Annotated in this window: 9 protein-coding genes; 2 read left to right on the top strand and 7 right to left on the bottom strand. The window is 72.8% G+C overall.

Features of this window, described 5'->3' with window-relative positions:
• Positions 1-218: 218 nt before the first annotated feature.
• The 5 genes from ACH4VO_RS10175 to ACH4VO_RS10195 form a co-directional block, all read right to left on the bottom strand.
• Positions 219-731 carry a hypothetical protein gene (locus tag ACH4VO_RS10175; RefSeq protein ID WP_360990981.1) on the bottom strand — a complete coding sequence of 171 codons (513 nt, stop codon included), beginning with the start codon at positions 729-731 and terminating at the stop codon, positions 219-221.
• A 62-nt stretch (positions 732-793) separates the two neighbouring features.
• Complete coding sequence (locus tag ACH4VO_RS10180) at positions 794-1,798, bottom strand: 3-oxoacyl-[acyl-carrier-protein] synthase III C-terminal domain-containing protein (protein ID WP_360990978.1); 1,005 nt, start codon at positions 1,796-1,798, stop codon at positions 794-796.
• 347 nt (positions 1,799-2,145) lie between these two features.
• Positions 2,146-4,293 (bottom strand): 2-oxo acid dehydrogenase subunit E2, encoded by a 2,148-nt coding sequence (locus tag ACH4VO_RS10185; RefSeq protein ID WP_360990975.1) that lies wholly within the window; start codon positions 4,291-4,293, stop codon positions 2,146-2,148.
• On the bottom strand, positions 4,290-4,547 hold the full coding sequence (locus ACH4VO_RS10190; protein WP_360990972.1) for an acyl carrier protein: 258 nt from the start codon (positions 4,545-4,547) through the stop codon (positions 4,290-4,292). The genes ACH4VO_RS10185 and ACH4VO_RS10190 overlap by 4 nt, the downstream gene beginning before the upstream one ends.
• Positions 4,535-5,551, bottom strand: coding sequence for a thiamine pyrophosphate-dependent dehydrogenase E1 component subunit alpha (locus tag ACH4VO_RS10195; RefSeq protein WP_360990969.1), 1,017 nt, complete (start codon positions 5,549-5,551; stop codon positions 4,535-4,537). Before ACH4VO_RS10195 ends, ACH4VO_RS10190 begins: the two co-directional genes overlap by 13 nt.
• A 302-nt stretch (positions 5,552-5,853) precedes the next feature.
• Here ACH4VO_RS10195 and ACH4VO_RS10200 point away from each other — a divergent pair, with 302 nt between their 5' ends.
• Both ACH4VO_RS10200 and ACH4VO_RS10205 read left to right on the top strand, forming a co-directional pair.
• Complete coding sequence (locus ACH4VO_RS10200; protein WP_360990966.1) at positions 5,854-7,332, top strand: FAD-dependent monooxygenase; 1,479 nt, start codon at positions 5,854-5,856, stop codon at positions 7,330-7,332.
• A 12-nt stretch (positions 7,333-7,344) separates the two neighbouring features.
• Positions 7,345-8,592, top strand: coding sequence for a metallophosphoesterase (locus ACH4VO_RS10205; protein WP_360990964.1), 1,248 nt, complete (start codon positions 7,345-7,347; stop codon positions 8,590-8,592).
• 64 nt (positions 8,593-8,656) lie between these two features.
• Here the strand turns inward: ACH4VO_RS10205 and ACH4VO_RS10210 are convergent, their stop codons facing one another.
• Both ACH4VO_RS10210 and ACH4VO_RS10215 read right to left on the bottom strand, forming a co-directional pair.
• A complete protein-coding gene (locus ACH4VO_RS10210; protein ID WP_360990961.1) occupies positions 8,657-11,149 on the bottom strand; it encodes an excinuclease ABC subunit UvrA in 2,493 nt (830 codons plus the stop codon).
• 123 nt (positions 11,150-11,272) lie between these two features.
• Positions 11,273-11,683, bottom strand: coding sequence for an ACT domain-containing protein (locus ACH4VO_RS10215; protein WP_360990958.1), 411 nt, complete (start codon positions 11,681-11,683; stop codon positions 11,273-11,275).
• Between the last annotated feature and the right edge of the window lie 298 nt (positions 11,684-11,981).

Consider the following 11,981-nt stretch of genomic DNA (forward strand, 5'->3'; position numbering starts at 1 on the left):
CGCGGCAGTGGGGCGGGCCCCGGCGGCCCGGTGCGCCACGCCGGCGACGCCGACACCGACGGCGCCGGGCCGTGCCCGTGACCCGCGGGACCCGAGAGGGTGCGGCGGCGCACACGACCCCTCCCGGGCCCGCTCGGGGCCAGAGGAAGGAGAGGTCGTGCGGGAATGACAACCGGGGGTGGCGCCGAAAGCACCACCCCCGCAATCCTCGAATCGCGTCAGCCGGACGCGGAGGCCGGGGCCTGCGCGTCGAGCCCATCGGCCACGTTCGCCGTCGCCTTCTTCAGTGAGGTGCACACCTGCGGGGTCATCGCCGTGGTCCGGCCGAGCCGCAGTTCCACGGTGTTCTTCTCCCCCGAGTCCAGGAAGATCTTGCAGACACCGTTCAGCGAACCCATCAGCATCACAGCGTCGTGGTCGCCGAAGCGCATCGTGCTCCGCTTGCCCTGTCCGGTCGCCGCCGCTTCCAGCGGCCGGTCCCGCATGGTCACGGTGAGGGTGCCGAACTCGTGGCTGTGTGCGGTACAGCCCTCCCCGGACATCTGGCTCACCGAGGGTTCTCCGAGGCCGAACTCGACGGACACCGGCCGGAGTAGCTTGCAGGCGGGGGTGTCGGCGGCATCGGAGGACTGCACGGCCGTGTCGGGGTCGCCCCCGCAGGAGACCAGCCCCAGGCCGGCGCAGACCAGCGCGGCAGCCAGCACAGCACGCCGGGCGGGATGACGACTCATAGCGTGTTACTCCGATCTGTGAGGTGGCGGGAGAGTGCTCCCCGGCAGGGCCTGCCAGGTGTTCAGCACTGGAGGACCGCGCACGCCCAGTGCATGCCGCGGCCGTTGGCCGCGAGGGCCACGAGGTCCCCGGGCGACAGTTCCCCGGCCTCCTGTGTCCGGGCCAGGGAGAACAGGTGGTCGGCGGCGCCGAAGTGCCCGTACCGGGCGGCCAGTCGGGCGTTGGTGCGCTCCAGCGGCACCCCGACCAGCCCCGCCTGCGCCGCCAGGACCCGGGCGTTGTCGTTGAGCAGCAGCAGGCGGGCCAGGTCCTCCTCGGCGCACCCGGCCTGACGGCAGGCCCGGTGCACGGCGCGCGCGGTACGGTCGTCGATCTCCTCGGCGTAGGCGGCCAGTCGCTCGGCGTCGTGCTCGAAGTGCTCGACCACGTCCCAGGAGTCCCGTACGGCGGGTGTCTCGCTGCCCGGCACGAAGGGCTGCCGGGCGCCGCCGACGTCCATCCGGAAGAAGTCGGCGTACCGGCCGTCGGTCTCCGCGTACGACGACCGCCAGCGCAGGGTGGGTGCGTCGCGTACGGCGAGGGCGGCGGCGGCCCCGTCGGAGAAGAGCAGCGAGTGGGTGTCCAGCCGGTTCCAGTACGCCTCGACGGTCCGGTTGGCGCCGACGACCAGTGCCGTACCGTAACCGGGATGGGTGGCGAAGCGTCCCGCGACGGTGTCGAACGCGGTGACCCCGCCCACGCAGCCCTGGTCGACGAGCACCGCCTCGGCGCGGCTCAGGCCGAGTTCCCACTGGACGCGGGCCGCCGCGTCCCAGTACAGATGGTCGGCGAGGTCGGTCAGGGCGAGGACGAGCAGGTCCACCTCGCGTGGATGCACCGGCCCCAGCGCCTGCCGCCCCGCCTCGACGGCGAGATCGGTGACGCTGGTGCCGGGCGCGGCCCGGTGGATGTAGTCGTAGCCGTACCCGAGGACGCGTTCCACGTCCTCGGTGTACTCGGCCACCACGTCCTTCACGGCGGTCTCCTCGCCGAGGGCGGTACCGAAGGCGGTCAACCCGTACGCCACGAGAACTCCTCACTGAGACGCTCCCGCGGCTGTCGAGCCGCTGGAGCCGGACCGGTCCGGGCAGTTCGTTCGGGCGGTGTGCCGGTCGGACGGCGGCAGACCGCGTGGGCGGCGCCTCGCGGGAGGCGATGCCGTGGATGGGGCCGGGTGGCCGGGGGTTGCCGGTGGGCCAGGTCCCGCCCGGCCCGGTCGGTGCCCGCGGGGCGGGGGCCGGACCGCCGGTGCTCCGCCGGCCCTCGTGCGGGGTGACGCCTGGCAGGCCCGCACCTCCCGACCAGGGCGGCCGGGAGGTCGGTTCGTCGCAAGCGCGGACCCTCCCGCGGTGTCACCACGTCACGTCCTCGCTGTCAGTCGATGAGTTTGACGAGCTGTTCCGGGTCGTGCAGGGCGTCCGCGACGGTGCGCAGGAACGCGACCGCGTCCCGGCCGTTGACCACCCGGTGGTCGTAGGCCAGTCCGAGGGTGACCACGGTGGCGGGGGCGGGCACCCCGTCCGCGAGGACGAGCCGGGTGAGCGGGCCGCCCACCGAGACCATGCAGAGCTGTGGCCACATGACGATCGGCTGGACCAGCAGGACGCCGGGTTCCGTGTTCAGCGAGACGCTCAAGGAACCGCCGGACAGCTCACCCGCGGTGAACTCGGCGCGGAACGCCTTCATCCGGAAGTCCATGAGGTCGTCGGCGAGGTCGGCGAGGGAACGGGCGGCGCAGTCCCGCAGCACGGGGATGTAGAGGCCGTTCCCGGCGTCCATGGTGACGCCGATGTCCGCCGTGTCGGCGAGCCGTACGGTCCGTTCGTCCAGCAGGGTGCCGAAGAGGTGCGGGAACGCGGGGTGTGCGGCGGCCACGGCCTTCACCACCGCCTCCGGCAGTCCGACCTCGGCACCGGTCTCGTCGGACAGGGCCCGCAGCCTGGCCAGCACCGCGTCGACCGCGACCTCGACCGCGGCGAAGGCTGCGGGCACCTCCCGGTGGGCACGGGTCACGACAGCGGCAGTCCCCCGCTGAGCCCGGTCGAGGACCTGGGTACGGGCGGCGGGGCCCGGCTCCTCGGCGGGAACGGGTACGGACTCGGGTGTGGCGCCGCGCGTCCCCGGTGCGGTCTTTGCCGACGTGCCGGGCGCCGGGGCGGCGGGCGGCTCGGCGAGCAGTTCGGCGAGGAGTTCCCCGACACCCACCTCGGTGCCCTCTGCGGCGCGCACCCGTAGGTGCCCGGCAGCCGGAGCCGCGATCTCCTCGACCGCCTTGGAGGTCTCCACCTCGACCAGCGGGTCTCCTTCGTCGACGTGCGCGCCCTCCTCGGCGAGCCACTGCAGGACCAGGTAGGCGGTGTCGTTGTTGTTGAGTTTGGGTACGGCGACCGGAATCCCGGTCACGGGCCCGGCACTCTCGGGTGCGGCGGCCTGTGGCTCACCGGCCCTCGTCGCGGCGGTCCCCGGCCCGGCGGCTGCCACGGGCGACGCGGCCGGCGCGCGGGGCAGGGACCGGGCCGCGGCGGCCTCGATCTCCTCGGCGATCCGCTCGGCGCCGAGCAGCACACCCGCCTCCAGGTGCGGTGCGGTCGGCACCACCGAGTCGGCCGAGGACAACAACAGTACGGGCGCGCGCAGGTGCGACCAGATCCGTGTGTGCACCCGGGCGGCGATCTCGGTGCCCCAGGTGCCGCCCTCGGTGCTCTCCTCCGCCACGGCGACCAACCGGGCCCCTGCCAGCAGCGGCAGCACCGGCTCCAGATCGGGTGGGTAGAGCCGGGCGGGGACCAGGACGTGCGCGGTGAGCCCTCGGGCGCGCAGCAACCGCGCGGCGTCGAGGGCCCGGTGCGCGGTGCCGCCCGGACAGATCAGTGCGACGTCAGCAGGGGCGCCGTCCACCGGGGAGACGTGCGCCCAGCCGGCCGGCCCGCCCAGCAGCTCGTACCCGTGGTGCTCGTCCACCGCCCCGTCGCGGAACATCCGCCGGGTGTAGAGGACCTTGTCCTCGAAGAGCATCGCGGGCCCCCGGTCGAGGCCCTCGGCGAGTTGCGCGTACGGGTCGTGGAAGGGGCTCGTCTCGTACAGCGCCAGGTTGGGCACGCCGAGGAAGTGCTTCTGGAGGCTCTGGCTGTGGGTGGGCCCGTAGCCACGGTTTCCGCCCACGGGGCAGCGCACCACGACCGGCATGGGCACCCGGTCGCCGTACATGGTCACCGACTTCGAGATCAGGTTCAGCACCTGGTCGAAGGCGAGGGCGGCGAAGTCGCCGAACATCATCTCCACGATCGCCTGATCGCCCGCGAGCGCCAGACCGCCCGCCACGCCGGTGATGCCCGCCTCGCTGATCGGGGTGCCGAACACCCGGTCCGGGTGACGGGTGGACAGACCGCGGGTCACCTTGAAGGCACCGCCGTACGGGTCGAGCACGTCCTCGCCGAGCAGATGCAGCGAGGGCCGTTCCTCGAACAGCCGGTGCAGGGCCGCGTTGAGCGTCTCCACCACACGGGGTGCGGGGCGGGTCACGGCGTCCCCCGCTTCGCGGTCAGCACCGCGCGCAGGGCGCCGACGCTCCGGCAGGCGCGTACCTCACGGGCGGTGAGCCGGATGCCGTAGGTCCGTTCGACCCGGGAGACGATCTGGACGTGCCGCAGGCTGGTCCAGGCCGCCGTGGTGGCGGGCCCGGTCTCCTCCGTCACCTCGACTGCGGGCGTCTGGAGCACATCGGCCACGAGGTCGGTCAGTCCGCTCAGGTCGGTCGGCTCGGTCAGTTCGGCCATCGGTCCTCCATCCTCGGGTCCGGGAGACCGGACCCCGTCCAGGTGGCGGGCGGCCGTGCCTCCACCTCGCGGGCCAGTTCTTCCAGGTCGGCGCGGACGCGTGCGTCGAGTTCCCGGAACGGCGCGCCCAGCCGGTCGGTCAGCTCCCGGTGCCAGTCGCCGGCCAGGAGCCGTTCCACCTCCGCCGGGTCGCGGGTGTCGTCGCCCTTGCTGTGCGGCCCCAGCCGGTGGGTGGTGAACTGCACGACAGCCGGCCGGTGTTCCTCGCGGACCCGGCGGACCACGGGGATGAGCCGCTCCCGGATCTCCGGTACGTGGTGACCGGTGATCTCCACGAAGTCGATGCCGAAGGCGGCGGCCCGGCCGGCGATCGAACCGGCCATCTGCAGACGCGTCGGGGTGGACTGGGCGATCCCGTTGTGCTCGACGACCACCAGGACCGGCACCCGCCACAGCGCGGCCATGTTGAGTGCCTCGTAGACCGCTCCCTCGCCCCAGGTACCGTCGCCGACGAACGCGGCCGCGATCCGGCCGGACCCGGTGCGCTTGCAGTGCAGTCCGATGCCCACGGCGAGCGGCAGGCTCTGGCCCTGCACCCCGGTGGAGAGATAGCCGTCGCGGCGGATGTGCTGGCTTCCGCCGACGCCCGAACACACCGCGCCGGCCCGGCCCATGATCTCCGCGAGCAGCCCGGCGGGGTCCCGGAACAGTGCGAGGTAGTGGCCGTGGCCCCGGTGGTTGCTGAGGACGTGGTCGCCGGCCAGCAGCGGGGCCAGGGAGACCGGCACGTACTCCTGTCCCAGACAGGTGTGCGTGGTGCCGTTGAGCCTGCCCTCGGCGAACATCCGCAGCAGCAGGTGCTCGAAGTGGCGGATGCCCAGCAGCGATTCGAGGTCCTCGCGGCCGGGAACGGCCGGGGGTTCCGCGAAGGACAGGGCGCCCGGTGGGTGCGCGGGGGCCGGGGCGGCCGGTGTACGGCGTGGTTCCGGCGGGCGCGCGGTCATGGCGGGACTCCCCCTGCGGGCTGGACGACATGGACACCACCTGATCGGTCGCCACGCTAGGACTCCCCGTTCTCAATCCGGTGCTCGGTCCGGTCTCATCCTCGGGCCCTCGCTCTCCGGCGCCTCTCACCTCGTTCTCAGCGTGGTTGCGCCCGCCGCGGACCCGCCCGTTAACTGGCTGGCGTCCCGACGGGAAGCGGCGCCGTGGTCCTCTTCCGGCCCGTCCCTTCCGTCGTTCCGCACCCCGCGCACCCCGCGTACCCCCCGTGCGGCGGGTCCGGCCGATCCGAAGGAGTCAGAAGATGCCGCCGTCCCCCCAGGTGATCATCGTCGGCGCGGGACCCGCCGGGCTCGCGCTCGCGGCGGAGCTGGCCGGCTTCGGCGTCTCCTGCCAGGTGGTCGACAAGCGCGCCGGACGCAGCCGGCTGTCCCGCGCCTGCACGGTCGAGCCTCGCACGCTGGAACTCCTCGACATGCGGGGGCGGGTGGGCGACCTGCTGGCATCGGGCCGGGAGTGCCCGCATCCGCCGCTCGGCAACGAGGACGGCTTTCTGGACTACGGACTGCTCGACACCGGTTTCCCGTTCAGCCTGTCCATCCCGCAGGTACGGACCGAGGAGGCGTTGCAGGCCGCCGCCGAGAAGGCGGGCGCGGTCCTGCTGCCCGGCACCGAGATGACCGGGCTGTCGCAGGACGACGACGGTGTCGACGTCGAACTGATGGGACCGGAGGGCCCGACCACCGTCCGGACCCGGTACGTCGTCGGCTGCGACGGGGTGAACAGCACCGTCCGTGACGCCATCGGCGTGAGCTTCGACGGCTGGAACTACGACCAGTCGCTGATGATGGCCGACGCCCGGCTGAGCAGTCCGCCGGGGCCCGCCGAGTACGCGCGGATCACCCGGCGCGGCATGGCGGCCCTGTTCCCGTTCCGCGACGGCACGTACCGGGTCATCGTGCTGGACCGGGAGAAGTTCACCGTCCCCGCCGACGAGCCGCTGACCCTGGAGGATCTCAGCGAGAGCTGCGCCGCCATCCTGGGCCTGGACATCGGCCTCCACGATCCGCTGTGGCTGTCCCGGTTCCGCAGCTCGCAGCGGCACGCGAAGAAGTACCGGGTCGGCCGGGTGCTGCTCGCCGGGGACGCCGCGCACACCCATATCCCGTCCGGCGGACAGGGGCTCCAGACGGGTATCCAGGACGCGTTCAACCTGGGCTGGAAGCTGCGCGCGGCACTCGACGGGTGGGCGCCGGAGGGGCTGCTCGACAGTTACGAGGCGGAGCGGTACCCGATCGCGGCGGAGACGCTGCGCAAGACGGATCTCTCCTTCCGCTTCGAGACCTCCGACAGTCTTCCGGCGCGGACCCTGCGGAAGGCCGCGATGTGGTCGATGCGGATCAAGCCGGTCCACCGGCTGAACGTACGGCACCTGTCGGGGCTGGCCCTGCGCTACCCCGCGGCGGGGCGGGAGCGGTGGACGGGCCTGCGGGTCCCCGACCGGCCACTCGTGGCTGCTCCCGGCGGCCCGGAGCGGCTGTACGAGCTGTTCCGGGAAGGCGGTTTCGTGCTGACCGGCACGCACGGCTGTCCGCCCGCCGCCACGGGCTGGGAGGCCCGGCTGCGTACGGGCGTGCTCGCCGAACCCCTCGGCGACAGGTGGCCCCCACATGTGCTGATCCGGCCCGACGGATATGTGGCCTGGGCGGGCGTCGAACCCGGCCGGGGGCTGACGAGGGCGCTGCGTCGTTGGTGCGGGACGCCGCGCCCGCTCGCCGGCTGATCCGGAGGTCCGGTGTCCTCCGCGGTGTTCGTCGCGCTCGTGCTGCCGGTGCTGGCCGGTGTCCACTACTACGTGTGGCGGCGGACGGTCCGCGACACCACGTCTCCCGGTTCGTGGTGGCGCCGGACCGGTACGGCGCTGACCGTCCTGCTGGCCCTGCTGCTGGTCGCCGCGCCGCCCGGGGAGCGTGCGCTGCCCGCACCGCTGGCCACGGCGGTGGGCTGGCCCGGCTTCACCTGGATGGCGGGGATCCTCTATCTGTCGCTGGCCCTGCTGGTGGGTGAGGTGGTCCGCCCGTTCCTGCTGCGCGCCCGGTGGAGGCGTTCCGCCGGTGACACGGCGCCCGGGGACCCGGGTACGGGGTCCGTGACCGGCGGGGAGCCCTCGTCCCCTCCGGACTCCCCGGTGCGTGCAGCCGTCGACCAACTCACCCCCTCCCGGCGGATGTTCGTGAGCCGGGCCGTCGCCCTGGCCGCCGGGACCGCCGCCACCGCCGCCGTGGGGTACGGCGCGTACACCGCGCTCGGGCCGCCCAAGATCAAGCACCTCACCGTGCCGCTCGCCCGCCTCGGCCCGCAGGCCCACGGCTTCCGGATCGCCCTGATCAGCGACATCCATCTGAACGTGCTGGTGGGGCGCTCCCGCACCCGGCAGTTGGTGGACCTCCTCAACGGCATCGAGCCCGATCTGGTGGCCCTCGTCGGCGATCTGGTGGAGGACGCCGACGTGGCCACCCAAGGGCGGGCCGCCGAACCCCTCGCGGACCTCCGGGCGCGGCACGGCGCGTACTACGTCACCGGAAACCACGAGTTCTACTCGGGCGCCGAGCAGTGGGTCCGCTTGGTGAGAGGACTCGGGCTGCACACCCTGCGCAACGAGCGGGTGGCCCTGCCCGGGTTCGACCTGGCGGGGGTCGAGGACGCGAGCGGCGTCGACCACGGCGACGGCCCCGACTACGAGGCCGCGCTCGGCGGACGTGACCGGGACCGGGCCGTCGTCCTCCTCGCCCACCAGCCCGCGCAGGTCACGGAGGCCGCCCGGTACGGGGTGGATCTCCAGTTGTCCGGGCACACCCACGGCGGCCAGCTCTGGCCCTTCACCCAGCTGGCGACCCTGGCCGAACCGCACGTCGCGGGGCTGAGCCGGCACGGGGACACCCTGCTCTACGTGACCCGGGGCACCGGCTTCTGGGGGCCGCCCGTCCGTCTGGGCGCCGACCCGGACATCACCGTGGTGGAACTGGTGTCGCCCCACGCCTGACCGTGCACGCCACGGACGGGCGCGGGTGTACGCCCACGGCCGGGCGCGGGGCGCCACCGGTGCCTCAGTGGTCGCCGGGCCCGCCCAGCAGCGGCAGCCCCGCCGTGTACCGGCGGAAGAAGCCCGCGGTCGGGGTGTTGGCTTCGGCGACCTGGTCCGGGGTTCCCACGGCCACGACCGCGCCCCCGTCCGGGCCGGCACCCGGCCCCAGGTCGATCACCCAGTCCGCGGAGGCCGCGACGGGGATGTCGTGCTCAGCGACGACCACGGTGTTGCCCGAGTCCAGCAGCAGGTCGAAGGCGTCCACCATGCGCTGGATGTCGGAGGGGTGCAGACCGGAGACGGGTTCGTCGAGCACGACCAGTCCGGCCTTCCGGCCCGCGGATCCCCGCTGGATCGCCGACGCCAGCTTCAGGCGCTGTGCCTCGCCGCCGGAGAGCTCCGTGGCGTTCTGGCCGAGTTGCAGATAGCCGAGGCCGACCCGGTCCATGGCCTCCAGCGCCTCCGCCAGCTGCCGGTTCTCCGTGAGGCGTTCGACAGCCTCGGCGACGGTGAGCTCCAGCACCCCGTCGATGCTCAGGCCCTGGTAGGCGATCTCCAGGGCCTCCGGCGTGTAGCGGCGGCCCTCACAGGCGTCGCAGACCACCCACACGTCCGGCAGGAAGTGCATGTTCACCAGCTTGCGGCCGTACCCGGTGCAGGTCTCGCAGCGTCCGCCGTTCGCCGCGTTGAAGGAGAACCAGGAGGACTTGAGGCCGCGCCTGCGCGCCTCGTCGGTCTCCGCGAACAGCTTGCGCACGATGTCGAACGCCTTGCTGTACGTGGCGGGGTTGGAACGGGGGGTCCGGCCGATCGGCTCCTGGTCGACCACGGCGACCCAGCTGAAGCACTTGCTTCCGGTGACCCGACGGACGGTGTCGGCCACCGTCCCGGCCAGAGCCGCCTCCGTCCCGGCGCCGAGGGCGCCGAGCAGACTGCTCTTGCCACTGCCGCTGACCCCGGTCAGACAGGTCAGTCTGCCCACGGGGAAGCGGACCAGGTCCGTGGTCACGTTGTGCGCGGACAGCCCGTGCAGCTCCACCCAGCGGGTGTCGTCCCCGACCGGCCGGCGGGAGCGGCGCAGCCGCGGCCCCTTCCCGGCGAGGTAGTGACCGGTGAGCGAGCTCGGGTGCCCGGCGACGTCCGCGGGGGTGCCGGAGACGAGCACTTCGCCGCCCAGCCGTCCCGCGCCGGGACCCATGTCGATCACCCAGTCGGCGCGGGCGATCAGTTCCGGGTCGTGCTCCACCAGCAGCACGGTGTTACCGGCGGCGCGCAGTTCCAGCGCGATGTCCAGCAGATGGGCCTTGTCCGCGGGGTGGAGGCCGGTGCCCGGTTCGTCCAGGACGAAGATGATGTCGCTGAGTTCGGTGCTGAGCTGGGCGGCGAGCCGGGTGCGCTGGAGTTCGCCACCGGACAGGGTGGCCGCGCCGCGCGACAGTTGGAGATGGGCGAGGCCGAGACGGTCCAGGACCCGGAGTCTGCGGGCGAGGTCCTGGAGAAGGGGTTCGCCGACCGCGCGCTGGCCGGTGCCGAGGCCGGAGGTGACCCGTTCGCCCCAGGCGCGTACCTCACGGACGTCGACCTCCAGCAGTTCGGGGTAGGCGAGCCCGCCGAGCTGGATCGACCGGGCGATCGCGTCGTAACCGGTGCCTCCGCAGGTGGTGCAGGGCATCTTCCGCATGTACGGCAGGTAGCGCTCCTTGGCGCTCGGTGTCGCCGCGTTCGCGAAGACCCTTTCCACCTCGGCGAGCGCTCCGCGCAACGGCTCGCTGGAGGTGTACGTCCAGGAGGACGTCTCGTTCTTGTTCGGCATCTCGACGGTCGCCTCGATCTTCTCGTCACCCGTGCCGTACAGCACGTTGTGCCGGAAGCCCTCGGGCAGCGACTGCCAGGGCTGGGCGAGGTCCACACCGCGTTTCTCGGCCAGTGCGGGAATGAAGGCGTGTTCGCCGGAGCGCCACTTCGCGTACCAGGGGGAGGCTCCGTCGAAGAGGGGCAACTCCGGGTGTGTGATGACGAGTTCTTCCCGCGCCTGCCAGCGTCCGCCGACGCCGTGGCAGTCGGAGCAGCTTCCCTCCGGGCTGTGCCGGTCGAAGTGGGCGGTGCTGAGATGGCCGTCGCCGGGAATCACGTCCGGGCCGATGCCGGGCAGCCGGGAGTAGAGCAGTCCCAGGTGGCCGTCGATGCCGGTGATGGTGGCTACGGTGGAGCGGGGGTTACGGTTGAGCCGGCGCTGGTCGACGGCGAGGGTGGCGCCGAGACCGAGGACCCGGTCCACCTTGGGGCGGTTGCGCTGGGTGATGTACTGCCGAACGAACGGCGACAGCCCTTCCAGGTAGCGAAGTTGGGCCTCACTGTGCAGGGTGTCGATCGCTAACGACGTCTTGCCGCTGCCACTGACCCCGGTGAAGGCCACCACCCGCCCCTTGGGGATGCTCACGGTGACATCGCGGAGGTTGTTGGTCCGCGCCCCCACCACCTCGATGGTCTCCGAGGTACGCACGCTTTCTGTCATGTCTTCAGTCCTCTCCCGACGGCGGGAAGGGGACGTACGGGCCCGGAGCGCCGCCCGGCAGGGGCCGGGGCATCGTTCGTCCCGAGCACCTCGAAGGCCCTTCCCGGAGAACCACTGAGGCTACTACGCGACGCCTGCCGCGGATCTCCGGGAGAGCCCTTCGAGCAGTTCCATGGCACGCTCCGCCGCCTCGTACGGGACGAAGAGGTGGTCGTGGTGGAATCCGGCCACCACGTTGCAACTGACGCCGGCCCGCGCGAGTTCGTGGGCGACCGCGGCGGTCAGGCCCACCGCGTCCAGGGCGGAGTGCACTCGCAGGACCAACCACCCGGCCACGTAGTCGTACTTCAGGCCCGCCGCATCGGCCTCCTCCTGCCGCAGCACCAGGGTGAGACCTTCGAGTTCGGCCACTGTGACGACCGGAGTCACCCCGGGCGGGATGCCACCGGCCACGGTGGTGAACACGTAACGCCCCGGATTCATCTCGGGCCGCATGTGGGTCAGGAGTCGTCGCAGGTCAGTCTCGCCAGGCACGGAAGACACCCTATACAGCCAGGTCGGCAGAGGGCGCACCGAGAGCGGCGGCCCGGGCTGTCGTTCGACCGATCCGGCGTCGGTCGGTCGTGTGATCGTGTCGTCGGACCTGTGACGCGCACCCCGCGCGGTACCCGAAGTGGCGCGGGCCGCCCGCGGGGGCTCGGCGGGGACGCCACCGGTCCCCCGGTCAGGCTGACGGGTTCTCGGCGGGCGGGACGAGCGGAGGGCGGGAGGTCGTCTTGACCGAGTCCGCCGCCGCCGGCGTGGACGCCCGCGCGGCCGGGCAGCCGGGTGG

It is taken from the genome of Streptomyces sp. NPDC020780, from assembly GCF_044334475.1.
Lineage (GTDB): Bacteria > Actinomycetota > Actinomycetes > Streptomycetales > Streptomycetaceae > Streptomyces.

Coding starts and splice junctions, on each gene's coding strand:
- ACH4VO_RS10175 (WP_360990981.1), bottom strand. CDS start 731: ATGAGTCGTCATCCCGCCCGGCGTGCTGTGCTGGCTGCCGCGCTGGTC.
- ACH4VO_RS10190 (WP_360990972.1), bottom strand. CDS start 4,547: ATGGCCGAACTGACCGAGCCGACCGACCTGAGCGGACTGACCGACCTC.
- ACH4VO_RS10195 (WP_360990969.1), bottom strand. CDS start 5,551: ATGACCGCGCGCCCGCCGGAACCACGCCGTACACCGGCCGCCCCGGCC.
- ACH4VO_RS10200 (WP_360990966.1), top strand. CDS start 5,854: ATGCCGCCGTCCCCCCAGGTGATCATCGTCGGCGCGGGACCCGCCGGG.
- ACH4VO_RS10210 (WP_360990961.1), bottom strand. CDS start 11,149: ATGACAGAAAGCGTGCGTACCTCGGAGACCATCGAGGTGGTGGGGGCG.